Below are 24,044 nucleotides of genomic sequence, written 5' to 3'. Positions count from 1 at the left end.
TGGTCCCGTGAATGCGCCGAAAAGTGAACTGAACCTTGAATGGATTCCGGCTTCCGGATTTCAACTCCGCAAAGCCGGCGTGCAATTCGACGCCGTGCGCGTGGACGGTGACGAAGGACGGCAGCTCGCTCTCCTGATGGAGACGATCATCGGCGGCGAGCCGGGGCCCGTCATCACCGAGGCGAACGGGCGGCGGGCGGTGTACTTCCTCGTCCCGGCAGGAAGCACCGTGCGCAAGTCCTGGCCGGCCGGGGTGACCACGCTGAACGCGGCGGTGGGCCGTATCAGTTACGTGCCGATCCCCGCCCTGACCGGTCGTACATGGCCGCTGGCGTGGCACTTTCCGCCGACGGCACCGGACCGGTTCGTCCACACCTTGCTGCTGCTGAACGCGGCGTCCGCCCTGCTGGGCTGATCAGTCGGCCTTGGTGTACGTGAGCTGCTCGCCGGTGTCCGAGTTCTCGCGGCGCAGGGAGCCGTCCGGGAGCAGGGTGAGCGTGGTGGGTTTGCCCGCGGTGCAGGACGACATGGGTTCGCCGACGACGACCGTGGAGGGGCCGACCTCCACGGGGCCGGCCGGGGAGGGCTCCGCGGTCAGGTCCGCCCGGAAGACGCAGTGGTAGGAGCCGCCGCCGTCGAGCGGGCCATCCGCGGTGAGGGTGAGAACGGTCTGGCCGACCGTGCCCTGCTGGACGACGAGTTCCCGGGTGGAGCGGCCCGAGGGGTTGTCGATGGAGCCCGACCAGTTGCCCAGATAGCCGGCGGGTATGGGGCCGTCGCTGTTCTTCTTTTCGTCGGAGGGGGAGGAGTCCGCCTCGGGGGACGACGGATCGTCGGTGACGGGGGAGTCCGTGGAGGAAGGGGACGGGGCGTGCTTCTCGCCGTCGCTGTTCATGAACGCGTAGACCGAGCCGCCCGCACCTATCGCCACGAGTACGGCGACGGCGACGAGCGCGATCGTCGAACCGGTTCTGCGGCGGGCGGGCGGGTTCGGGCTGCGGGACAGGGGTGGGGTAGGTGGGCCCGTACGAGGGCGTGGGACCGGAACCGGGGGGCTGCGGCGCCTGCTGCTGCGGTGCCGCGGGGTACCCGTATCCATACGGCTGCCCCTGGCCGGGATGCGGCTGGGCGGGCATCGACGGGTAGCCGTACGCGGGTGTGGGTGTGGGTGTGGGTGTGGGCGTGGGTGCGGGTGCCTGGCTGGGAGGCGGTGTGGCAGTGGTCACCGCGGGCATGGCCTGGACCCCACCGGGCAGCTGCTGAGCGGGCGGTTTCGTCGCCGGTGGCGCCGCGTCCTGCAGTTCGGTCGGGGCCGCAGGGTCCACCGGGTCCTCGCAGTCCAGCAACTCCACCGCGTGGCGGCCCAGTTGAGCGAGGAGTGCGCCCGGCAGCCACGGTTCGTTCGGTTCGTCCTCCGTCAGCCGCTCCAGGATCGCGTCTGTCGTCGGCCGGGCCTCCGGGGCCTTGTGGAGGCAGTCCCGGACGAGGTCCACCAGGTCCACCGGCACACCGGTCAGGTCGGGTTCCTCCTGCGCGATCCGGAACATCAGCGCATGAGCCTCGCTGTCCGCCCCGCCGAACGGAAGCCGGCCGGTCGACGCGTACGCCAGCACCGAGCCGAGACAGAACACGTCGCACGCCGGGGTCACCCGCTCACCCCGCACCTGCTCGGGCGCCATGAAGCCGGGCGAACCGATCAGCGCCCCGGTGCGGGTGAGGCCGCCGTCGGTGACGGTGTCGAGTGCCCGGGCTATGCCGAAGTCGATGACGCGTGGACCGTCGATCGTCAGCAGGATGTTGGAAGGCTTGAGGTCGCGGTGGATGAGCCCGGCGGAGTGGATGGCCCGGAGCGCGTGGGTCAGCCCGGTGCCCAGGATCTGGACCGAACGCTCGGGCAGGGGGCCGTACACCCCGGGCGCCCGCCCGCCCGACGCGCCCGCGCGGCCGGAGACGGTGGCCTGGAGGGAGGGCCCGGCGACATACCCGGTCGCGACCCAGGGCACGGCGGCCTCGGTGTCGGCGTCCAGCACGGGGGCCGTCCAGGCGGAGCCGACCTGGCGGGCGGCGTGCACTTCCTGGCGGAAGCGGTCGCGGAACTCCTGCTGCTCGGCGAGCTCACCGCGTACCAGCTTGATCGCGACGGTGCGGCCGCGGTCCGACCGGGCCAGATAGACCTGGCCCATGCCGCCGGCGCCGAGCCGGCCCAGCAGCCGGTACGCGCCGATGGAGCGCGGATCCTGTGGCGTCAGGCTCTGCATGGCGCTGACACGTCCTTCCCCCGGGATTGAACTGACCGTGCCTGGCGTGGCTCGCTCGATCATAGGGATCCACGCAGCGCGTGGCCGGGCCGGTTGCGGCTTCGGCCGGAACGCGCGCAAGACCCGCCTTGGGAGGGGCGGGTCTTCGGGGCACGGAGGCGGGGCGAAGGTGTGCCTACGCCTCGGCGACGGCATCCATGGCGGCGGACAGCCGCTCCAACACCCGTACGGTCTCCGCGAATTGCTCCTCGCCCAGCTCGGCGGCGAGCCGGGCGGCGAGCGCGGCGTGGCCGGGATCGATGCGCCGGACCGCGGCGCGCCCCTCGTCGGTGGGGCGCAGCAGCTTGGCGCGGCGGTGGGCGGGGTTGGGCGCGTACTCGGCGAGGCCCTTGCCGACCAGCAGGTCGGCGACGCGCTGCACGCCCTGCCGGGTCATGCCCATGACGCGGGCGATCCCGGAGGCGGGCAGGGGCTCGCGGAGCACGGCCCCGAGGACCTGCCACCAGGAGGCGGTGAGTCCGGCGGGCTTGGCCAATCGCTCCGAGACGGAGAGGAATTGGCCACTGAGCCGGAAGACGCCGAGCGCGGTACGGCTCAGCAGTTCCCCGTTCGCGGGCTCCGGGGCGGTGGGTTGCTGGTTCGCGGGTTCCTGGCTCATGAGTCGGCGTTCAGGATCTCGTAGGCGGCCAGGTCCGAGTCGTGGAACAGCCGGTACCAGGCGTCGAGCTTCTCGCCCTCGTACACCCCGAGCCGTGCGAAGACCTCGCGGGCGAACGCGACCGGTTCGGTCGGCCCGGCCGTGATGAGGTCGCCGTCCGTCACCGCGTCCGCGTCGACGTAACGCTCGCCGCCCTTGTACCCCGTGGCGGCGAGGTAGAAGGAGACCGCGCTCGTGTGCGCGCGGTCGTCGAGCAGACCCTCGCGGGCCAGGCCCGCCGTCGCACCGCAGATCGCGGCGACCGGCACCCCGGCGTCCAGGAAGCCGCGCGCCGCCCGGGCGAAGGGGGCGAGCGTGTCACCGGTGTCCCAGAGCCCGGCGCCGGGGAGCACCAGGAGCGCGCTGTCCTCGGGGCGCAGGTCCGCGAGCGCGAGGTCGGGCAGGATGCGCAGCCCGCCCATGGTGGTGACGGGGCCGGTGGTGGGGCCGACCGTCCGTACGGTGAAGCCGGCCTGCGCGAGATGGGCGGTGGTGTGCCCCGTCTCCCAGTCGGCGAGGGTGTCGTACACGGCCAGGTGCACGGTCCTGCGGATGTCGGTCATGACGCCTCCTCGGCGGAACTGTCCCGTCGGCCTCGCTCTCCGACGACGGCCACGAGTGACCGTCGAGAGCACGCCAACATGCTGTCATTATGACAGCTTGCTGTCAATTCATTCCGGCGGTCCGGCCGTGTGCCGACCCCGTGTGCCGACAACCCGACACCCTGCCCACCAAAGCGCCCCACGCCATACAAGGTGGCCATGTCGGGCCGCTCCCGGCGCGACCTACGCTCTCCGCATGACCCCTCATGCCCCGCATGCCCCGCATGTCGACCCCGCTGCCGGCGCGGCCGTGAAGGCCGCCGACCGCGCGCACGTGTTCCACTCCTGGTCCGCCCAGGGTCTGATCGACCCGCTCGCCGTCGCCGGCGCCGAGGGGGCGTACTTCTGGGACTACGACGGCAACCGCTACCTGGACTTCACCAGTGGCCTCGTCTACACCAACATCGGCTACCAGCACCCCACCGTCGTCGCCGCGATCCAGGAGCAGGCGGGCAAGCTCGCCACCTTCGCCCCCGCGTTCGCGATCGAGGCGCGTTCCGAGGCCGCACGCCTCATCGCCGAGCGCACCCCCGGTGACCTGGACAAGATCTTCTTCACCAACGGCGGCGCGGAGGCCGTCGAGAACGCCGTCCGGATGGCCCGGCTGCACACCGGCCGTACGAAGGTGCTCTCCGCCTACCGCTCGTACCACGGCGCCACCTCCACCGCGATCAACCTGACCGGTGACCCGCGCCGCTGGCCGTCCGACAACGGTTCGGCGGGCGTCGTCCGCTTCTGGGCCCCGTTCCTCTACCGCTCGCCGTTCTACGCCGAGACCGAGGCCGAGGAGTGCGCCCGCGCGCTCCAGCACCTGGAGGACACCCTCGCCTTCGAGGGCCCCGCCACCATCGCCGCGATCATTCTGGAGACGATCCCCGGCACGGCGGGCATCATGACGCCGCCGCCCGGCTATCTCGCGGGCGTACGCGAGATCTGCGACCGGTACGGAATCGTCTTCGTCCTCGACGAGGTGATGGCCGGCTTCGGGCGCACCGGCAAGTGGTTCGCCGCCGACCATTTCGACGTGGTGCCGGACCTGATGACGTTCGCCAAGGGCGTCAACTCCGGTTACGTGCCGCTCGGCGGCGTCGCCATCTCCGCCGAGATCGCCGCCACCTTCGAGACCCGCCCCTACCCGGGCGGACTGACCTACTCCGGTCACCCGCTGGCCTGCGCCGCCGCTGTCGCCACCATTCACGTGATGGAGGACGAGAAGGTCATCGAGAACGCCGCCCACATCGGCGAGAAGGTCCTCGGCCCCGGCCTGCGCGAGCTCGCCGAACGCCACCCGTCGGTCGGCGAGGTCCGCGGCCTCGGCGCGTTCTGGGCGCTGGACCTGGTCCGCAACAGGGAGACCCGCGAGCCGCTGGTCCCGTACAACGCGGCGGGCGAGGCCAACGCGGCCATGGCGGCCTTCGGCGCGGCGGTGAAGAAGAACGGCCTGTGGCCCTTCATCAACATGAACCGCACCCACGCCGTTCCGGCCTGCAACGTCACCGAGGCCGAGGCCAAGGAGGGCCTCGCCGCTCTCGACGTGGCGCTGTCGGTCGCGGACGAGTACACCGTGTAGCGCGGGCCCGCGCAGCCCAGCAGTGCGGCGCCCCTCCCCTGCCCGGATCCGGGCACGACCCTGGCTTAAGGTGACCCAAGCCGGAAAAGGGGAGGGGGCGCCATGCGCGAGAGCGGAGCTGTGACCCGCAGTACGCTGCGGCAGCAGATCGCGGACGCGCTGCGTGACGAAGTGCTTGCCGGGCGTTTGCAACCGGGACGGGAGTTCACCGTCAAGCAGATCGCCGAGCAGTACGGTGTCTCGGCGACGCCGGTACGCGAGGCGCTCTTCGATCTCTCCGCGCAGGGCCTGCTCGAATCGGATCAGCACCGCGGCTTCCGGGTGCGTGAGTTCACCGTCGCCGACTACCGGTCGATGGTCGAGGCCCGCACCCTGGTCATGGACGGAGTCATCCGCGGCATCTACCACGGGCCCTCGCTGTCGCCCGCGTACCCGGACTGCCTGGTCTCCGTACGCCGCAGGGCCCAGGAGGCCGCACGGGCGGCGCAGGGTGGCGACCTCGACATCCTCATCGGCTACGACCTGCGTTTCTGGCGCGAGTTGGGCGCGCTCGTGGGCAACACGTACATCAACGATTTCCTGCACCGGCTGCGCGTCCAGGCCTGGGTGTTCGCGGTGCCGTACCTGCGCCATGACGCGGGCGCCCGGGACTGGCTCTGGCACGGCCATCCGGAACTGGTCGCGGCGGTCACGCTCGGCAGCCACGACGCGGTGCGCGCGGTGATTGACGACTTCAACGCACACGCGCTGAGCTGGGCGGACCGGCTCGCGGCCGGAAACCCCTCGCACCTGGGCCACGGCCCGCAGCCGACCGGGCAGACATCGCCCTCCGGGTCGCCGGAGCCGGGGCCCCCGACGCGCTGACCGCACGTCAGGAGCCGGAGCCCCCGACCGCACTGACCGCAGGTCAGGAGCCACAGCACCCAGGGGCCGACCGCGTCGGCCGGGGCCGCGGGCCACGACCGGCCCCTACCCGTAACCACCGGCCACTGTGCGCGATGAGCCCGCCGCATTACGCTGTCCCGACCGTTGTGAATATTTTGATGCGCACCCGTGGGAGAGCGAGACTTCGTGGCCTGTGACCTGTGGCTGGTCCCCCTCGTCGATGTGCTGTGCCACAGCCCCGACAACCCGTTCGCCGAAGAGATAGCCGTCTACGACAAGGCACTGGGTGAGGCCGGACTGCCGCCCGTCCCCGTGTACGCCTACATGCCGGGCCTGACCGGCGAAGTCGCCCCGGTCGCGGGCTTCGACTACGACGCACTGCACTTCCTGCGCCGCGCCTATCTGCTCCAGCTCAGCGGCCTCGCGGTCACGCCCGTCGACGAACTGGGCGGGGACTACGAGCAGTTGCTGGAGATGTTCGAGGCGACGGCCCAGCAGTCCCACCTGGTCTGGCACTACGACCATGCGGGGGCGTACGTCCCGCTGGACTTCGCCGTCCCGCTCTCCAACGACGACCTGCTGGCGGGCGGCGGCCCGCTCGGCTCCGCGCACGGGCTGCTGCGGGAGCTGGAGTTCGTCGCCTGGTCCATCGGCATCGACCCGGCGAACCCGCCGGCCGCCCCGCTGCCGCCCGCCGCACCGACCTCCCTGGAGGAGCCGGCGGCCCCGATTCCGTACGACGACAGTCCGTTCGCCCGTGAGCGGCACGTCTGGCTGGGCCTGCACGCGGCGGCCACCCGCAGCCTCGCCCAAGGCTCCATGATCATTTTCAGCTGAGCAGATGCCGGTGCCGGTACAGGTACCAGCACCGGCATCACGGAAGCCACGCGCCTTTGGTGTCACCGCGGTGGGATCACCGGGGGGACTCCGGGGGCCGCTGCCGCGGCATGTTCGGCCGGGCCATCGTCTGCATCGGGAACCGTCCCTGCGGCGCCCCCTGGTCCGTACGGCCGCCGCCCCCGCTGCCCGACGACAGTGCCTGCATCCCCATCGGCGCGGGCCCGGCCCGGAACTCCACCATCCAGTCCGCGGTCTCGGTCCGTACGAGCTCCGTGATGTCCTCCGAGAACCGCCGCAGCACCCCCAGACACCGCTCGGCGGCCTCGCTGGCCGTGCCCTCGGTCGGCCCGAGCACCTCCCGCACGCACTCCGACGCCCAGTCGAACTGCAGCACCTGAAGGCGCCGCTGCACGGCCTGGGCGGTGGCGAGGTTTCTTATCCAGCCCGAGGTCAGGCCGAAGTACCGGTCGCACGCCATGCACGCGGCGCCCAGCAGCAGCGACAGATAACCCCAGCCCGCCGCCCCGTCCAGCGTCCCGGTGAGATCGAGCAACGGCAGCGCGGCGCCCGCCACCGCCCCGGCCGCCGTACCGATCCGCAGCGCCCTGGCCCCGCGCCGCTTCCACACCCGGTCGCGCAGATACCAGCCGGCGGTGTGCAGCGCATCGGCCTCGACCCAGCGGTACAGCTCGTCGAGGCGTTCGGCGGGTTCGCCCCAGTCGCCGAGCGGGAACGGCGTGCCGGTCAGATCCCGGCCCCGGCCGCCCCGGCCGCGTGCGCCGGAGCCCGAGCCGGTCGAACCGGGCTCGTTGCGGGGCGGCCCTTCGGGCTGCATCTCCGGCTGACTCACCGGGGTACTCCTCTGCATTCTGCGTAGCGACGCCTGATGGTGGCGGTGTGTTCGACGGTGGGCTGATGACTGCTCTCCGGCGTGGCCGACTGTCCCGCGTACGTAACCTTGCGTGACGAGCGGTGCGCCTGTGTGTCCTGAGCGCATGCCCTTCCTACCGCCGAATGGTGGGCCGTGGGGTCGAAATCGCGGTATCCCCGGGTGTGCAGGGCCTGTGATCAGGTATAGGAGTCTCGCCGACACTGCTTGAAACTCACTCGAAAGAGTTGCTCGCCAGTGGGTGGGGCGCGCTGCGCGGCGACCACGTAGGCTCGGCGTACCGAAACATTTTGTCGTCGAATTGCCAGGAGTGACCGTGATTCCCGGTGGTGGTCAGCCCAATATGCAGCAGTTGCTGCAGCAGGCCCAGAAGATGCAGCAGGATCTCGCCGCGGCCCAGGAGGAATTGGCCAGGACCGAGGTCGGGGGTCAGGCGGGAGGCGGTCTGGTGAAGGCGACCGTGACCGGCTCCGGCGAGCTCCGTGCCCTGGTGATCGACCCCGAGGCCGTCGACCCGGAGGACACCGAGACGCTCGCGGACCTCGTCGTAGCCGCAGTCCAGGCAGCGAACGAGAACGCGCAGCAGCTCCAGCAGCAGAAGCTGGGCCCGCTGGCCCAGGGCCTGGGCGGCATGCCCGGCCTTCCCTTCTGACGCTTCCGACGCTTCTGATCCCGCAGATCTCTTCTGACCTGCGATCCGAACTCGTAAGTTGTATTCATAGCTCAATCCAGGAAGGCGTTCCGTTGTACGAAGGCGTGGTTCAGGACCTCATCGACGAGTTGGGCAGACTGCCCGGCGTCGGTCCCAAGAGCGCGCAGCGGATCGCTTTCCACATCCTGCAGGCCGAGCCGACCGATGTGCGCCGCCTTGCCCATGCCCTCCTGGAGGTCAAGGACAAGGTCCGGTTCTGCTCGGTCTGCGGCAATGTCGCCCAGCAGGAACAGTGCAACATCTGCCGCGACGCGCGCCGCGACCAGACGGTCATCTGTGTGGTCGAGGAGCCGAAGGATGTCGTCGCGATCGAGCGGACCCGTGAGTTCCGGGGCCGGTACCACGTGCTCGGCGGCGCGATCAGCCCGATCGAGGGCGTTGGTCCCGACGATCTGCGCATCCGCGAGCTGCTGGCCCGTCTCGCCGACGGCTCGATCACGGAGCTGATCCTGGCGACCGACCCCAACCTGGAGGGCGAGGCCACCGCGACGTACCTGGCGCGGATGGTCAAGCCGATGGGCCTGCGGGTCACCAGGCTGGCCAGCGGCCTGCCGGTGGGCGGCGACCTGGAGTACGCGGACGAGGTCACCCTGGGCCGCGCCTTCGAGGGGAGGCGCCTGCTCGATGTCTGATGTCTTCACGATGGCGACGTCCGATGTTCTTGCATCGGCTCACGACGGCTTTACGTTCAGCGACGCTATGTTCTACTCACCGTTCGTGACCGTGCCCACGGGAGGTCCCCTCGATGTCTGACGCCACGCTGAACTCCGTCACGCAGGACCCGGACGACTTCGCCGTCCAGATCGCCGACCAGATCAAGACGTTCATCGTCGCGGTCACCGAGGTGTCCAAGGTCGAGGAGCCCGAGGAGGCCGTCCCCGTCCTGCTGCTCCAGATCTCCCAGCTGCTGCTGGCGGGCGGCAGGCTCGGTGCGTACGAGGACATCGTCCCCGACGAGCGCTACGAGCCGGATCTGGGCGCCGAGCCGGACGCCGACGGCCTGCGCGAGCGGTTCGCCGCCCTGCTGGAGCCGATCGACGTCTACTCCGAGGTCTTCGACCCGTACGAGCCCCGCAAGGCACCGGTGCCGGCCCGTATCTCCGACGACCTGGCCGACCTGGTCACCGATCTGCGCCACGGTCTGGCCCACTACGAAGAGGACCGCACGACCGAGGCCCTGTGGTGGTGGCAGTTCTCCTACTTCTCCAACTGGGGCTCCACCGCGTCCGCCACTCTGCGCGCCCTCCAGTCCCTCATCGCCCACATCCGCCTGAATCAGCCCCTCCAGGAGCTGGACGGCCTGGACACGGACTCGGAGACCGTCGACGACGAGCTGGCCGAGGAGGCCGGCCGGGTGATGGCCGAGGAGATCGCGGGCCCGCTGGGGCTGCGACCGGTGCAGTAACGCCCGGCGCCCATCCACCCTTCACGGCAACGTGACACTCGACGTCCGAGTGTCACGTTGTCCTGTCTGTGGCAGTGTCACCGCGCGCTCGGGCGCGATCCGGACGACCACCCGCACAACCTCCGACGGGAGCAGCTGGAACTCCTTTCGTCGGCTTCGCCGTCGCTCGCGGCTCAATCCCCGCAGGTCGCTCGTCCGCGCCGTGGCGGGTGCCGTTCACCGGGGTGCCCGGGTCCAGGCAGTCGACGCTGCCGGTCCAGGGGCTTGCGCCCGCGGAGATCGGGGCGGCGGCGCGGGCGGCGAAGCAGGTGCCGCCCGCGTGGGCAGGGGCGGCGGCCAGGGGGACGGCGGACAGGGCCAGGAGTACGGGGAGCATGCGGAGCGGCTTACGCATGGCGGGGGCCTCCGAAGGGCGGACCGTAAGGTTCCGGTCCACGCTGGAGGTGGGTGGCTCATGAATCGCGGACCCGGCTTGCCGCGCGTGTGGGCCGGGCCACATACGGGAGTAAGGGCCCGATCGGCGGGCAGCAGCCCCTTACGAGCAGTTCGGGGCGACACGCCGATGATCACGTGCTGAGCGGGACATCTCACCATGTGGTATCGGCGGGGCGTTTCCGGACTGCTCGTTAAACTGAGTCGACCGCAGTAATGGACTGAGCGAGGAGCGCACGTGGGCCTTGTCGTGCAGAAGTACGGAGGCTCCTCCGTAGCCGATGCCGAAGGCATCAAGCGCGTCGCCAAGCGAATCGTCGATGCCAAGAAGAACGGCAACCAGGTGGTTGTCGTGGTGTCAGCGATGGGCGACACGACGGACGAGTTGATCGATCTCGCCGAGCAGGTATCCCCGATCCCTGCCGGGCGTGAGTTCGACATGCTGCTGACCGCCGGAGAGCGGATCTCCATGGCCCTGCTGGCGATGGCGATCAAAAACCTGGGCCACGAGGCCCAGTCGTTCACAGGTAGCCAGGCAGGCGTCATCACCGACTCGGTCCACAACAAAGCGCGCATCATCGATGTGACGCCGGGCCGTATCCGTACGGCGCTGGACGAGGGGAACATCGCGATCGTCGCGGGGTTCCAGGGTGTGTCCCAGGACAAGAAGGACATCACCACCCTCGGCCGCGGCGGGTCCGACACCACCGCGGTCGCGCTCGCGGCCGCGCTGGATGCCGAGGTCTGTGAGATCTACACCGATGTGGACGGTGTCTTCACCGCCGACCCGCGGGTCGTGAAGAAGGCCCGGAAGATCGACTGGATCTCCTTCGAGGACATGCTGGAGCTGGCCGCGTCCGGCTCCAAGGTGCTGCTGCACCGGTGCGTGGAATACGCACGCCGCTACAACATCCCGATCCATGTCCGCTCGTCCTTCTCCGGACTGCGCGGAACCTGGGTCAGCAACGAGCCGCAAGGGGACCAGAAGGTGGAGCACGCGATCATCTCCGGAGTCGCCCATGACGTCTCCGAGGCCAAGATCACCGTCGTCGGCGTGCCCGACAAGCCGGGCGAGGCCGCCGCGATCTTCCGCGCCATCGCGAATGCGGAAGTCAACATCGACATGGTGGTGCAGAACGTCTCCGCCGCGGCGACCGGTCTGACCGACATCTCGTTCACGCTGCCGAAGGCCGAGGGCCGCAAGGCCATCGACGCCCTGGAGCGCAACCGCGGCACCATCGGCTTCGAGTCGCTGCGCTACGACGACCAGATCGCGAAGATCTCCCTGGTCGGCGCCGGCATGAAGACCAACCCGGGTGTCACGGCGGGCTTCTTCGAGGCGCTGTCGGACGCCGGTGTGAACATCGAGCTCATCTCGACGTCCGAGATCCGCATCTCGGTGGTCACCCGCGCCGACGACGTCAACGAGGCCGTGCGCGCCGTGCACACCGCCTTCGGTCTCGACAGCGATTCCGACGAGGCCGTCGTCTACGGCGGTACCGGCCGATGACCGCCCGCCGTCCTTCGCTCGCGGTCGTCGGAGCGACCGGGGCGATCGGCGGCGTCATGCTCCAGATCCTTTCGCAGCACGCGGATGTCTGGGGCGAGGTGAAACTGATCGCCTCGCCGCGTTCGGCCGGCCGCAAGCTGGTGGTGCGCGGCGAGGAGAGCGAAGTCCTCGAACTCACCGAGGACGCCTTCGACGACGTCGACGTGGCGCTGTTCCTGGTGCCCGACGCAGTCTCCGCGCAGTGGGCGCCGATCGCCGCCGCCAAGGGCACGGTTGTCATCGACGACTCCGCCGCGTTCCGGCTGGACCCGGACGTTCCGCTGGTCGTGCCCGAGATCAATCCGCATGCCGCGCGGATCAGGCCGCGCGGCATCGTCGCGAGCCCGAACTGCACGACGCTCTCGCTGATCGTCGCGGTCGGCGCGCTGCACGCCGAATTCGGGGTCCGGGAACTGGTCGTCTCCTCGTACCAGGCGGTGAGTGGGGCGGGCCGGGACGGTGTCGCGGCGCTGCGCGAACAGCTGTCGATGGTGGCCGGTACGGAACTGGGTACGCAGCCCGGGGACGTACGCCGGGCCCTGGGGGACACGGACGGCAGCCCCTTTGCCGCGCCGGTGGCCCTCAATGTGGTGCCCTGGGCCGGGACCGAGGCCGGGGAAGGCTGGTCGTCGGAGGAACTGGCGATCCGTGAGGAGTGCCGCAAGGTCCTGGACCTGCCCAGCCTGCGGGTGGCGGCGACCTGTGTCTACGTACCCGTCGTCGCGACGCACTCGATGTCCGTGCACGCGCGGTTCGAGAACGAGATCGCGGTCGACCGGGCCCACGAGATCCTGGCGACGGCGCCGGGCGTGGTGCTCTACGACAGCCCGGGAGCGGGGGACTTCCCGACACCGTCCGACGTCGTCGGCACCGATCCGACCTGGGTCGGGCGGGTGCGCAGGTCACTGGACGATCCCAGGGGCCTGGAGCTGTTCGTCTGCGGCGACAACCTCCGCAAGGGAGCGGCGTTGAACGTGGCGCAGATCGCCGAATCGGTGGCTGCCGAATTTCCCCGGGTCTGATTCGAACCTGTTTTGTACTCTCTGTGAATGCCCTGTGAGCAAGTTGAAGGTCTGAACCTCTTGAGCTGGGGTGTCGGGGTATCCGACGATGACCTTTCGGCCTGGTGCAACCGTCGGCCGGGGAGCGCGCGTCTACGCGGTCACTTCTTGCACGGCGGGGCGCATATTCGGGGCATTTGTGGAAGAGCAGGTACGTATGAGGGCATCTCGCACTGCGACGAACGTGGTGCCGCGCGCGTACAACCCTGACGGGGGGAAACGTGTCCAACTGGCGTGGCAGAGGTTCTCGATATCACAGTGGTGGGCCCCTTGCGCGGCGCTTCGGTGCGTCCGCTCAGACGGCCCCGCGCACCCGGCGGTATGCCGGTGATTGCGCCCATGCCCGCTGCACGTCCCGCAAGGCTGCCGTCGCAGCGCGAGGGTGCTGAGGAGAGCGTGGCTGCCGGAACCACGGTCGACCATCTCACCGAGACCTATCGGGCCCACTACCGTTCGCTGCTGGGCCTCGCGGCTCTGCTCCTGGACGACACCGCCTCATGTGAGGACGTCGTGCAGGAGGCGTTCATCCGTGTGCACTCGGCGCGCAGCCGGGTACGGGACCCCGAGAAGACACTCGCGTATCTGCGCCAGACCGTCGTCAACCTGTCGCGCTCCGCGCTGCGCCGCCGCATCCTCGGGCTGAAGCTGCTGTCCAAGCCCATGCCGGACATGGCGAGCGCGGAAGAGGGCGCGTACGACCAGTTGGAGCGGGACGCGCTGATCAAAGCGATGCGGGGGCTGCAACGGCGCCAGCGGGAGGTGCTGGTGCTGCGTTACTTCGCGGACATGACGGAGGCCCAGGTGGCCGAGACGCTGGGCATCTCTCTGGGGTCGGTCAAGGCGTACGGCTCCCGTGGGATCGCGGCGCTGCGCGTCGTGATGGAGGCGCAGGGATGAGTCGGCGCTACCGCAGGAACGAGAACAGCCACGAGCGTGAGCATCGGATTGACCGGACTGGAAACGGAATTGTGAACGACGGGCCGGAGAGCGCCTCGCATGTGAACCCGGGCGCGAAGTCGGACGCGAAGTCGGACGCGAAGTCGGACGCGAACTCGGATACGGACACGGATACGGATCAGGCGGACCGGGACCCCGCGGATCGGGACCTCGCGTCCGTGGGAGGCGCGGGTGACCTCTGTGAGGGCGACGCAGCCGCTGAGACGGCCGAACTCGGGGGGCTGAGCAGCCTCTTCGGCGAGGGCCCGGGCGCGGGTTCCGGCCCGGGGGGCGGTGGCGGCCCGGACATGGACGAGGCCGCGCTGGGCCGCATGCTGCGCGGGGCCGTCCAGCACATCGAACCCCGCGACGGCACCCTCGACCATCTGTACCGCGCGGTGCCCGCGCGGCGCGCCAGGCGGCGGCAGGCCGTCGTCGGTATGGCGGCAGCGGCGCTGCTCATCGGCACCGCGGTCCCCGCCTTCGTCCATGTTGCGAACTCCGACGGTTCGAGCACCGCCAACCCCGCGATAGCCGGACACGGCGAGCAGGCGCAGGGCGGCAACGGCACCGACAACGGCTCGGGAGCCGGCGGGAAGAGCAGCGGCGGCAGCACCGACGGGCAGGCCGACGGCGGCCGGAACCAGCCGACGAGCACGAGCAGTCCGTCCGACAGCCGTGGCCAGGGCGCCGGCGGCAACCTGGTCGGCGGGGTCGCCGACCCGGACAACCCCGCAGCGTCCTCCATGCCGACCTGCGATCCGGGTCAGCTCGGTGTCGTCTCGGCCGAGACGGGCGCGGCGGGTGCCGACGGCACGGTGTACGGCACGTTCCGGATCGCCAATGTCTCCGGCAAGAACTGTTCGGTGAGCGGCAGCGGCAGCGTGGGCTTCCAGGCGATGGGCGCGGCCGACCCGGCCAGGATCACGGTCGTCCAGCACACCGCGGGTGACGCGGCGGCCGGACTGCCCGACCCCTCGCAGGAGCAGGGGACGATGCTGCTGAAACCGGCCATGGCGTACGAGGTGAAGTTCGCCTGGGTGCCGAAGGACACCTGTCCGACCTCCGGAGGTTCACCTAGCCCGACACCCACGGGCGGCACGGACAGCGCGGGCGGCGCCGCTGCCGCCGGTGCCGGTACGGGTACCACTGACGGGACTTCGGATACGGCTGCGCAGTTCGGCAGCGAGGACGGCGGCGGGGTGCTGGACGGCAGCGTTGCCGTGACGCACACGCCGGAGGCGGGGGCGCCGGTCGCGGAGACGAAGATCTCCAACGCATGCGCGGGCACGATCTACCGGACCGGGGTGCTGGCCCCCGCGACGTGACGCAGGGGCGGCGGCGTACGACGCATGCGTGAGGGGCCCGCCGGTCGATTCGGCGGGCCCCTCACGTATGCCTGTCTCAGGTGTCTGTCTCAGGCCGTGCCGGCGCTCACGTCGGAGTCGGCGGGATCGGTGGGGCCGGTGTTCGTGCCCGCACCCTTGCCCGCATCCGCATCCGCATCCGCATCCGCATCCGCATCCGCATCTGCATACGCATCCGCGCCGTCCATGAGGCCGAGCTTGAGATCCCGCGCCGCTTCGGCCTCGCGGCGGACCAGCCGGAACCACATGAAGAGCACGAACCCGGCGAAGACGAACCACTCGCCGGTGTAGCCGAGGTTCTGGAAGGCCTTCAGATCGAGCCCGGTGCCCTGCGGCACGGCGGCCGGTACGGGACGCAGCGCGCCGCTGGAGCCGGTGTCCTGGAGCGTCACCCATGCGTCGTAGACGTCGTACGGGACGAGGTTGACCAGGGAAGCGGCGCTGATCATGCCGAGCTGACCGTCCGGGAGCCCACCCGCCGTGTCGACGCCCGCGGTGCCGGCGTTCTCGGACGCCTGGAGGTCACCGGTCACCGTGACCTCGCCGGTCGGTGCGGCGGGCACGGCGGTGTGGCCGGGCTCGCCGGGCAGCCAGCCGCGCACCACCGGCAGGGCCTTGCCGCTGTCCGTGCGGAGCATGTTCAGGACATAGAAGCCGCTCTTGTCGTCCAACTCCCGGCCGGGTACCAGGAACTGGTCGGCGTACCGGCCGGTGGCGGTGGCGGGGCGGCCCGAGGTCACCGTGTCGACGGGCAGGAGGTCGTCGATCGGCTCGGCGGCCCTCGTGCCCGGGGCGGGCTGCTTCTCGGCGGCGTCGTGCGTCTGCACGCGATCCTCGAAGCGGCCGAGCTGCCAGGTGCCCATGAAGATGCAGAACGGGATGGCCAGCACGACGAAAAGGTTGATCCCCCACCATCGCGGGGTCAGCAGGAACCGGTACACCCCTCCACGGTACGGTCCCCGCTCCGGTCGCCCGGAGCGGGGTGCCGGGTGGGGCGCGGCCGCGGTGCCGACGGGGCCGGTGGCCATCGGCGTCCGGCTCGGCACCCCGACCGCGCGGCGTTGCTCGCCGGTCACCGATTTGTCCTCGATCACCGGCGTGCTCGAATCGGCCCGCCCGGGCGCGTCGGACGCCCGGTGGCGGGACCGGCGGGGTCGTCCTCGACAGCCGGACAGGCTCCCGACGGCCTGTGGCGGTGGTGTCGTGCGGGCTTCGTGCAGCAGGGACAGACGCCCCTATCCGCCGGACAGGCTCGAAGAGGCGGGGGCGCTCACCGTGGCCAGGTGGCGCTGGGCGAAGTCGAGTTCCAGCCGGAACTGCTTGATCCGCTCCTCCACGACGAGCGAACCGTGTCCCGCGTCGTACCGGTAGACCTCGTGCACCGCGTCACGGCCCTTCAGCCGGTCCACGTAATTCTCGACCTGGCGGATCGGGCAGCGCGGGTCGTTGACGCCCGCAGAGATGTAGACCGGCGACCGTACGGCGTCGACGTACGTCAGCGGGGACGAGGCCTCGAAACGCTCGGGAACCTCCTCCGGCGTGCCGCCCAGCAGTGTGCGGTCCATCGCCTTCAGGTCCTCCATCTCGTCGTGATACGCCGTGACGTAGTCGGCGACCGGGACCGCCGCCAGGCCCAGGGCCCAGTCGTCCGGCTGCGTACCGAGGCCGAGCAGGGTCAGATAGCCGCCCCAGGAGCCACCGGCCAGGACCAGCTTCGCCGGGTCCGCGAGCCCGGACTTCACCGCCCACTCCCGTACCGCGGCGATGTCCTCCAGCTCGATCAGACCGACCCGGTGCTTGAGCGCGTCCGTCCAGGCGCGGCCGTATCCGGTGGAGCCGCGGTAGTTGACCCGGACGACCGCGTAGCCGTGGTCCACCCAGGCGGCTGGGCCGGAGGCGAAGGCGTCGCTGTCGTGCCAGGTCGGTCCGCCGTGGATCTCGAAGACGGTGGGAAACGGGCCCTCCGCCGGGGCGGCGGGCCGCTGCACGAGAGCGTGGACGCGGCCCCCGGGCCCGTCCACCCACACGTCCTCCAGCGGCACGGAGGCCGGAGCCTTCAAGCCGGGCGGATCGAGCACCACCGCACCCGAGGTGGACCGGATGACGGGCGGCTGCGCGGCCGACGACCACAGGTACTCCACCGTGCCGTCGGGCCGGGCCGTGGCTCCCGACACCGAACCCGCGGGGGTATCCACCCGGACGGGAGCGCTGCCCGCCCCCGGCTCGTACCGCCACAGGTCGCTGCGGGCCTCGAAGCCGTGCACGATCAGCAGCGCGGAGGCGTCCGGATACCACTCGGCGCCCACATCACCGGGCAGGTCGATCGCGAGGTCCGTCTCCGTGCCCGTCATCGGATCCCAGATCATCGGCTCCCAGCGGCCCCGCCGCTGATGCCCGACCAGCAGCCTCGTGTCCCCGGCGACGGGGGCGAAGCCCAGCACGGACAGGCCCAGCTCCTTCGTACCGCCCTCGGTGTCGTCCAGTTCGGCGACCGTCGACCCGTCGGGCCGCACCACGCGCAGCGCGGAGTGCATCGCATCGCCGTGCTCGGTGTGCTCGAGGGCGATCAGCGTCCCGTCGTACGACAGGTCGCCGACGCCCGCCGACTCGCGGTGGCGGTAGATCTCCACGGGCGCGGCCCCGGGCCGTACGACATGGACCGTCGTCCCGTCCTCGTCGGTCGAACGGCCGACCACCGCCGTACCGTCACGCCCGATCGCGAGCCCGGCCGGGTACGAGGCACTGAGACCGGGTGCCGCCGGCTCGTCCACCGCCTCCTCGCCCTCGCCGCCGTGGAACGGCTGGCGCATCCACACCCCGAACTCGTCCCCGTCGGTGTCGCTGAACCACCAGATCGACTCGCCGTCCGGTGTCAGCACGCCGTCAGTCGTCCCGTTCGGCCGGTCGGTCACCTGACGCTGCTTGCCGGTCGCGCGGTCCCATGCGTACAGCTCGTAAGTCCCCGTGGCATTGGAGACGAACAGCGCGCGGTCCGGCGCGTCCTCCGCCCAGTCGGGCAACGACACCCGCGGCGCCCGGAAACGCTGCTCCCACTCCGGTGCGGAAGCGGTCGCCGGTGCGGAAGCGGTCGCCGGTGCGGTGGGGGCCGTCGAGCCAGTGATCTCAGTCATGCCCCCCATTCTGCGCCGGAACGCCGACAATTCGTTCGCGTCGCCCGCAGCCTGTGGATAACCTCCAGGGCATGAATGCACCGACCCCTGCCGACTGGCACGAGGCCAACCGTGCGCACTGGGACGAGCGGGTCCCCATCCACGCCGGGAGCGACTTCTACGACCTGGATTCCTTCCGCGCCGGCAAGGAGGCCCTGCGCGACTTCGAACTCGCCGAGGTCGGGGACGTCACGGGCAAGTCGCTGCTTCATCTGCAGTGCCACATCGGGGTCGACACCCTGTCCTGGGCCCGGCACGGCGCCGCACACGTCGTCGGTCTGGACTTCTCCGAACCGGCTGTGGAGACCGCGCGCGGCCTGGCCCGCGAGCTGGGGTTCACCCAGGACCGGGCATCGTTCGTCGCCGCCGATGTCCATGACGCCGCGCAGGCCGTCCCGGACTCGTCGTACGACATCGTCTACACCGGCGTCGGTGCGCTGAACTGGCTGCCCGACACCCGGCGCTGGGCCGAGACCGCCGCATCGCTCGTGGCGCCCGGCGGCTTCCTCTACCTCGCGGAGTTCCACCCGCTCACGGACTGCCTCGACGACTCGACCGGCGCGAAGGTCGTCCACGACTACTTCAGCCGTGACGCATGGGTGGACGAGACGCCGGGCACGTACGCGGACTTCGACGCACCGACCGTCCACAACCGCAGCGTCGAATGGCAGCACCCGATCGGCGACGTGGTGTCGGCGCTGGTCGCCGCCGGGCTGCGGATCGAGTTCCTGCACGAGCACGACTTCTCGCTCTTCGCCCGCTTCTCGGCGCTGGAGCGGGACGGCGACGGCTTCTACCGCTTCCCCGCCGGCCGTCCGCGCATCCCGCTGATGTACTCGGTCAAGGCGTCGCGCCCGGCCGGCTCCTGACCGGAGGCCGGCACGCAAGGCCCGTTGTCAGTGGTGGGGGTCAGACTCGAACCATGACCACGACTGCTGATCTGCGTACCGCGGTGAAGACGTACTGGACCGCGGCCGACAATCGCGACTGGGACATCTTCGCCACGACGCTCGCCGACGAGGTGCTGTACGACCTGCCGCAGACTCGCGAACGCATCCGCGGGAAGGAGCGGTACGTGCAGTTCAACCGGGAGTACCCGGGGGACCGGCACGTCCGCGTCGAACGGGTCGTGGCCGACCGGGAGGGGCAGCAGGTCGCTGTCCGGACGCTTTTCACGGTCGGCCCGCAGGAGTTGCACGCCATCCACTTCTTCACGTTCGACGCGGAGGGGCGGATCAGCGGGATCACCGACTTCCGGCCCGAGCCGTACGAGCCCCCGGCGGGCCGGGAGCACCTCGTCGAGCGGTACTGAGGCCGAACGGACGGGGGCGGGGGGCGAACGGGGTACGGGAGACGGGGAACGGGGAGCGGGGAACGTGATGGCGGCGGTGGGCGTCAGCCGGGCCGCGGGTCCTCCGGTCGCCCCATCGCCCGGGTCCGTTGGTCGTACCCGCGCTCGCCGTGCTCTCGGGCCCGGTCGGCAGCCGCATCGGAACGGGCCGCACCGCCGCACTCGGCTGTCTGCTGTTCGCTGTCGGGCCGGCCTGGTGGGCTGTCGCACCCGATACGGCTCCGCACTGCGCGAGCGGTGTCCTTCCCGGCATGATGATCACCGGCATCGGCGTCGGCTTCGCCCTTCCCACCCCGGTCGGCGCGGCCGCTGAGGCTCTCCCGCCCACCCGTTTCGCCACCGGATCAGCGGTCACCACGATGGCCCGCCGGACGGGTTCGGTGCTGGGTGTCGCCCTGGTGGTCACGCTGCTCGGTGCCCCCGACGGACCGGCCGAGGCGCTCGGCGCATTCCGGCACGGCTGGTGGGCGGCCGCAGCCACCGCCGTACTCGCCGCTGCGACCGCCCTCGCTCTGCACCGACGGGGCACGGCTGCCCGCACCTGAAGCGACACGCCCGTGCGCGAAGCAACACCGCCTGCGCCGGAGGCAGTGTGCGCGTGCCTGAACACAACAGAAGCGCGGTGGGCGGCCGGAACTCCCCGGCGGCCCGCCGCGCTTCTGTACCTCCGTCGTCCGCGTCCTACGCGGCCGAGCGGAAGGCCGGAAGATAGCCGCCCGACTGTCCGGCGGCCTTGGGGTGGTACGAGTTGTAGACGGGGAGCGTCACACTGTGGAGCCATGCGTCACCGGAGCACAGCTCATGCCCGGTGAACTCGTCCACCACGCTGGAGAACGTGAACCCGGCGTTGACCGCCTGCTTGGCGATGACACCGTTCAGGACGTCGGACGCGTTGTTGATGGCCGCCCGCTCCTTCTCCGAGAGCCCGGCGATGCAGCTGCCGCTCAGCTGGTAGAAGCGCGGGTATCCCAGCACCACGACATGTGCCTGCGGGGCCCGCGACCGAATGGAACCGTAGAGTGAACTCAGGCCGGACGGAAGCGAGTTCTGCATCTGCGACACGGCCGAGCTCACGCTGCTCAGACAGGTGGCCTCGCTGGACAGCACGCAGTCCTGCATGACATCGGCGAAGCCGACGTCGTTGCCGCCCGCCGTGACGCTGACCAGGCCGGTGGACGAGCTCAGTGCGCCCAGCTGGCTGCCGGCCACCGAACTCGTCGTGGCGCCCGAACAGGCGACGAAGGCGAAAGAGGAAGGTGAGTTCGCGGCTGCCCAGAGGTAGGGGTAGGCGTTGGTGCTGCGGCGGCAGTCGCCGCTGCCGGAGAGATAGCTCCCCGCGCCGACGCCGGACGAGTACGAGTCGCCGAGCGCGACGTACCCGCCGGCGGCGGCCGAGGATGCCGAGGCCGGCTGGGCGACGCCCAGAGCGGCCACGGCGGCGAGGACCAGAGTGGATGCGGACGCCCAGAATCTCCGTACTGACATGGCTGTCAGCCCTCCGAAGTGTGGGGGGTGGGTGGGGGGTTGAGTGAGCGCCACGTTTCTAGCAGCTGTTGGTACTCGCCGGTAATAGCTGCGAAAGAACTGGTCTGATATGCCCGAATGATCGTTCGGTCGCGATGGCTCCGCGCGTAGATAAACCTCTCGGAGCGCCTGAATCCACGTGCGAGACCTGAGTGTTCGGGCGGCGGCGGGCCCCGCGCCATGGCCCCTGAGGTGTGGGAGTCGACCCCGCGCGAGGCCGGTTGTCTGCGCCTGAACAGGCTGACGACGGGCTCTGTATGACGGGCCATCGGCCGCCTTGAGCGATCCGGTATCCGCGTCCGGAGTCCGGCTCCGCGGCAGCGGCTCATACGGATACTGGTACCCCTGTCACGACGGATCCCGGACGAGGAGTCTCGTTGAGCGCACGCATACTGGTTGCCGAGGACGACGTGAAGCAGGCGCGGTTGATAGGCATCTATCTGGAGCGTGAGGGGAACGAGGTCCAGATCGTCGCCGACGGCCGCTCGGCGATCGACCGGGCAAGGTCCTCCCGGCCCGACCTCATCGTGCTCGATGTGATGATGCCGAACGTCGACGGCCTGGACGTATGCCGGATCCTGCGCGCCGAATCCCAGGTCCCCATCCTGCTGCTCACGGCACGCACGACGGAGGAGGACATGCTCCTGGGGCTGGACCTGGGGGCCGACGACTACATGGCCAAGCCGTACAGCCCCAGGGAGCTGACAGCTCGGGTCAGGGCGCTGCTGCGCCGGTCGAAGGCGGCCGGGCGCACCGGTCCGGCGGTGCTCACGGCCGGCGACCTGGAGATCGACACCGCCCGTTTCGAGGTACGGGTGGCCGGGGTGCCCGTGGTGTTGACCGGCAAGGAGTTCGCCATCCTGACCGTGCTCGCGGGGGAGCCCGGACGGGCCTTCACCCGGGCGCAGATCATCGACCAGGTCTTCGGGTTCGACCAGAACGTACTGGAACGCACCGTCGATGCCCATGTGATGAACCTGCGGCGGAAGCTGGAGCGGGGGCGAGCGGACCGGAGGTATGTGGAGACCGTCTACGGCCGGGGATACCGATTGGCGAACGGGCCCGGTGCGGGGCAGTGAGCTTCAGACTGCGGGCGCTCGGCCTGCTGATGCTTGTCGCGATGGCCGCCACGGCGGCGACCGCCTGGCTGACTCTGCGGCAGGCGAACCTCCAGGTCCGCGACTCCGTCGCCGCCGGGCAGCAGGAGGTCTCGCGGATCACCGGCGAACTGTACGCGTACGGCTTCGCGCACGGCACTTGGGACGGGGTCTCGCCGACGGTGGGCGCGCTGGCGAAGGACACCGGTCAGCGCATCCGCGTCGCCACGGAGGCCGATGTTCTGGTCGTCGACTCCGACGCCCTTGCGGGCCGCGAACCCCGCACGGCCGGCAGTCGGCCCCCGGTCCTGGTCGATCCGCGCCCCACCCTGCGGTTGCCCACGGAGAAGGTCCCGCGGGTCTCGGTCAAGCTGACGGTGACCGCGATCACCGAGTACCGGGCTGCCGCGACGTACGCCGCATGCCTGACACGTGCGGGGGCCGCGGTGACGGCCCGGCCGAACGGTATCGGCATGCCCGTGATCAGCACGGAGCGCCGGCCCGCGCAGTGCAGGGAGCCGTCGGCCGACTCGGATCCCCGGATCGCCCAGGATCACGAAGCGGTGCAGACGTGCGAGTTCGATCCGCGGCTCGCGGCCTGTCTCCAGCGAGCCTTCAACAAACAGATCGCGGCCGCTGCGCCGCCCCGACTCCAGGTCCGTCTCGGAGCCAAGGACGAATCCCCGCCCACCCTGGCCGCCGCGCCCACGATGGCCGTCGCGGCGGGCGTCTTTCTCGCGGCTGTCCTCGGCGCCCTGCTCCTGTCCAGGGCCGTACTGCGCCCGATCCGGGCCCTGACCATGGCAGCGCGGGGGCTGGGAGAAGGCGACCTGGGGCGGAGGGTCGTCGTCTCCGGGCGGGACGAGATCGCCGAACTCGGTGGCGCCTTCAACCGGATGGCCGACTCCATCCAGGCGGGTGAGGACCGCCAGCGCCGCCTCACCGGCGACATCGCGCATGAGCTGCGCACCCCGCTGGCCAATCTGCGTGGCTATCTGGAGGCGCTGCAGGACGGCTATGTCGAGCCGACCCCCGAACTGCTGGAGTCCCTCCACGAGGAGGCGATGCTGCAGCAGCGGATCGTGGACGACCTGCAGGATCTGGCCCTGGCCGAGGCCGGTGCGCTCACCTACCATCGCGTCGATGTCGATCTGGGCGACATGCTGGAGACCTGCCGCACCGCCCACCGGGCCAGGGCCGAGACGGCCGACGTCGTACTGGAGCTCGACGTACCGCAGTCGGTACGTGTGTTCGCCGACGCCGACCGGCTGCGCCAGGTCGTCGGCAACCTGGTCGTGAACGCGGTACGGGTCACGGCGCCAGGCGGCACCGTGAACCTTGCGCTGGTCCGCGACGGCGACCTGGCGGTCATTCAGGTGCGGGACACCGGGAAGGGGATACCTCCCGAGGACCTGCCGCACCTTTTCGACCGCTTCTGGCGCGCGGACGCGGCACGGGGCCGCGCCACGGGTGGCAGTGGCCTGGGGCTGTCCATCGCCCGCCAGATCGTGACCGACCACCGGGGGAGGATCGATGTGGAGAGCACCGTGGGGGTCGGTACGACGTTCAGCGTCGTGCTCTCCACGGGCCCGGGGGGTATTGGAGGGTGAGCGGAGGCGGCCGACCGGCACGGGGCGGGCACAGGCTGACCGGCTCCGGCCAGCCGGAAACGCTGCCGCAGTCGCACGGCCGGCCCGCG

Annotated in this window: 22 protein-coding genes and 1 pseudogene; 16 read left to right on the top strand and 7 right to left on the bottom strand. The window is 70.6% G+C overall.

Going from position 1 to position 24,044, the window contains the following annotated elements; genetic code table 11:
• Positions 1 to 79: 79 nt before the first annotated feature.
• Positions 80 to 415 carry a hypothetical protein gene (locus IEZ15_RS20630; RefSeq protein ID WP_229846003.1) on the top strand — a complete coding sequence of 112 codons (336 nt, stop codon included), beginning with the start codon at positions 80 to 82 and terminating at the stop codon, positions 413 to 415.
• On the opposite strand, the pseudogene IEZ15_RS20625 reads toward IEZ15_RS20630, so the two are convergent.
• The 3 genes and pseudogenes from IEZ15_RS20625 to IEZ15_RS20615 form a co-directional block, all read right to left on the bottom strand.
• Positions 416 to 2,258 (bottom strand): annotated as a pseudogene (locus tag IEZ15_RS20625) (serine/threonine-protein kinase).
• 175 nt (positions 2,259 to 2,433) lie between these two features.
• Positions 2,434 to 2,916, bottom strand: a complete 483-nt coding sequence (locus tag IEZ15_RS20620; protein WP_189278755.1) for a MarR family winged helix-turn-helix transcriptional regulator — start codon at positions 2,914 to 2,916, stop codon at positions 2,434 to 2,436.
• Positions 2,913 to 3,518, bottom strand: coding sequence for a type 1 glutamine amidotransferase family protein (locus tag IEZ15_RS20615; protein ID WP_189278753.1), 606 nt, complete (start codon positions 3,516 to 3,518; stop codon positions 2,913 to 2,915). The genes IEZ15_RS20620 and IEZ15_RS20615 overlap by 4 nt, the downstream gene beginning before the upstream one ends.
• 235 nt (positions 3,519 to 3,753) lie before the next feature.
• On the opposite strand from IEZ15_RS20615, the gene IEZ15_RS20610 reads away from it, so the two are divergent.
• From IEZ15_RS20610 to IEZ15_RS20600, 3 genes are all read left to right on the top strand, one after another.
• Positions 3,754 to 5,127: an aspartate aminotransferase family protein gene (locus IEZ15_RS20610; RefSeq protein ID WP_189278751.1), complete on the top strand. Its 1,374-nt coding sequence runs from the start codon at positions 3,754 to 3,756 to the stop codon at positions 5,125 to 5,127.
• 102 nt (positions 5,128 to 5,229) lie between these two features.
• Positions 5,230 to 5,991 carry a GntR family transcriptional regulator gene (locus IEZ15_RS20605; protein ID WP_114245298.1) on the top strand — a complete coding sequence of 254 codons (762 nt, stop codon included), beginning with the start codon at positions 5,230 to 5,232 and terminating at the stop codon, positions 5,989 to 5,991.
• Positions 5,992 to 6,198: 207 nt separating this feature from the next.
• Entirely contained in the window at positions 6,199 to 6,849 is a 651-nt protein-coding gene (locus IEZ15_RS20600) for a putative DNA-mimic protein (protein ID WP_114245297.1), read from the top strand.
• 76 nt (positions 6,850 to 6,925) lie between these two features.
• Here the strand turns inward: IEZ15_RS20600 and IEZ15_RS20595 are convergent, their stop codons facing one another.
• Positions 6,926 to 7,702 carry an SLATT domain-containing protein gene (locus tag IEZ15_RS20595; RefSeq protein ID WP_189278749.1) on the bottom strand — a complete coding sequence of 259 codons (777 nt, stop codon included), beginning with the start codon at positions 7,700 to 7,702 and terminating at the stop codon, positions 6,926 to 6,928.
• Between the two features lie 355 nt (positions 7,703 to 8,057).
• On the opposite strand from IEZ15_RS20595, the gene IEZ15_RS20590 reads away from it, so the two are divergent.
• The 7 genes from IEZ15_RS20590 (at position 8,058) to IEZ15_RS20560 (ending at position 15,164) form a co-directional block, all read left to right on the top strand.
• The gene (locus IEZ15_RS20590) at positions 8,058 to 8,393 is read left to right on the top strand and encodes a YbaB/EbfC family nucleoid-associated protein (RefSeq protein ID WP_114245296.1); all 336 of its coding nucleotides are present in this window, start codon (positions 8,058 to 8,060) and stop codon (positions 8,391 to 8,393) included.
• A gap of 92 nt (positions 8,394 to 8,485) precedes the next feature.
• Entirely contained in the window at positions 8,486 to 9,085 is a 600-nt protein-coding gene (gene recR / locus IEZ15_RS20585) for a recombination mediator RecR (protein WP_093899342.1), read from the top strand.
• A 113-nt stretch (positions 9,086 to 9,198) separates the two neighbouring features.
• Complete coding sequence (locus IEZ15_RS20580) at positions 9,199 to 9,858, top strand: DUF5063 domain-containing protein (protein WP_114245295.1); 660 nt, start codon at positions 9,199 to 9,201, stop codon at positions 9,856 to 9,858.
• 670 nt (positions 9,859 to 10,528) lie between these two features.
• Positions 10,529 to 11,800, top strand: coding sequence for an aspartate kinase (locus tag IEZ15_RS20575; RefSeq protein WP_189278747.1), 1,272 nt, complete (start codon positions 10,529 to 10,531; stop codon positions 11,798 to 11,800).
• Entirely contained in the window at positions 11,797 to 12,861 is a 1,065-nt protein-coding gene (locus IEZ15_RS20570) for an aspartate-semialdehyde dehydrogenase (protein WP_189278745.1), read from the top strand. Before IEZ15_RS20575 ends, IEZ15_RS20570 begins: the two co-directional genes overlap by 4 nt.
• A 360-nt stretch (positions 12,862 to 13,221) precedes the next feature.
• The gene (locus tag IEZ15_RS20565) at positions 13,222 to 13,797 is read left to right on the top strand and encodes a SigE family RNA polymerase sigma factor (protein ID WP_114245292.1); all 576 of its coding nucleotides are present in this window, start codon (positions 13,222 to 13,224) and stop codon (positions 13,795 to 13,797) included.
• A 71-nt stretch (positions 13,798 to 13,868) separates the two neighbouring features.
• On the top strand, positions 13,869 to 15,164 hold the full coding sequence (locus IEZ15_RS20560; protein WP_229846001.1) for a hypothetical protein: 1,296 nt from the start codon (positions 13,869 to 13,871) through the stop codon (positions 15,162 to 15,164).
• 89 nt (positions 15,165 to 15,253) lie between these two features.
• On the opposite strand, the gene IEZ15_RS20555 is transcribed toward IEZ15_RS20560, so the two are convergent.
• Together IEZ15_RS20555 and IEZ15_RS20550 are read right to left on the bottom strand one after the other, a co-directional pair.
• Positions 15,254 to 16,144 (bottom strand): SURF1 family protein, encoded by an 891-nt coding sequence (locus IEZ15_RS20555; protein ID WP_189278834.1) that lies wholly within the window; start codon positions 16,142 to 16,144, stop codon positions 15,254 to 15,256.
• Positions 16,145 to 16,438: 294 nt separating this feature from the next.
• A complete protein-coding gene (locus IEZ15_RS20550) occupies positions 16,439 to 18,334 on the bottom strand; it encodes a S9 family peptidase (protein ID WP_373302594.1) in 1,896 nt (631 codons plus the stop codon).
• A gap of 71 nt (positions 18,335 to 18,405) precedes the next feature.
• On the opposite strand from IEZ15_RS20550, the gene IEZ15_RS20545 reads away from it, so the two are divergent.
• The 3 genes from IEZ15_RS20545 (at position 18,406) to IEZ15_RS20535 (ending at position 20,269) form a co-directional block, all read left to right on the top strand.
• Positions 18,406 to 19,242 (top strand): class I SAM-dependent methyltransferase, encoded by an 837-nt coding sequence (locus IEZ15_RS20545; protein WP_189278741.1) that lies wholly within the window; start codon positions 18,406 to 18,408, stop codon positions 19,240 to 19,242.
• A gap of 53 nt (positions 19,243 to 19,295) precedes the next feature.
• Entirely contained in the window at positions 19,296 to 19,685 is a 390-nt protein-coding gene (locus IEZ15_RS20540; RefSeq protein WP_189278739.1) for a nuclear transport factor 2 family protein, read from the top strand.
• 128 nt (positions 19,686 to 19,813) lie between these two features.
• Positions 19,814 to 20,269, top strand: a complete 456-nt coding sequence (locus IEZ15_RS20535) for an MFS transporter (protein WP_189278737.1) — start codon at positions 19,814 to 19,816, stop codon at positions 20,267 to 20,269.
• A gap of 136 nt (positions 20,270 to 20,405) precedes the next feature.
• Here the strand turns inward: IEZ15_RS20535 and IEZ15_RS20530 are convergent, their stop codons facing one another.
• Positions 20,406 to 21,209: an SGNH/GDSL hydrolase family protein gene (locus IEZ15_RS20530; RefSeq protein ID WP_189278735.1), complete on the bottom strand. Its 804-nt coding sequence runs from the start codon at positions 21,207 to 21,209 to the stop codon at positions 20,406 to 20,408.
• 416 nt (positions 21,210 to 21,625) lie between these two features.
• Between IEZ15_RS20530 and IEZ15_RS20525 the strand changes: the two genes are divergently transcribed.
• Positions 21,626 to 22,327, top strand: a complete 702-nt coding sequence (locus tag IEZ15_RS20525) for a response regulator transcription factor (RefSeq protein ID WP_114245286.1) — start codon at positions 21,626 to 21,628, stop codon at positions 22,325 to 22,327.
• A complete protein-coding gene (locus IEZ15_RS20520) occupies positions 22,324 to 23,955 on the top strand; it encodes a sensor histidine kinase (RefSeq protein ID WP_189278733.1) in 1,632 nt (543 codons plus the stop codon). The genes IEZ15_RS20525 and IEZ15_RS20520 overlap by 4 nt, the downstream gene beginning before the upstream one ends.
• Positions 23,956 to 24,044: the final 89 nt, after the last annotated feature.

The sequence above is a fragment of the Streptomyces atratus genome (assembly GCF_014648655.1).
Classification (GTDB): Bacteria; Actinomycetota; Actinomycetes; order Streptomycetales; family Streptomycetaceae; genus Streptomyces; species Streptomyces atratus.
The sequence above is the reverse complement of the archived record's forward strand: the minus strand, read 5'-3'. Positions and strand labels throughout refer to the sequence as shown.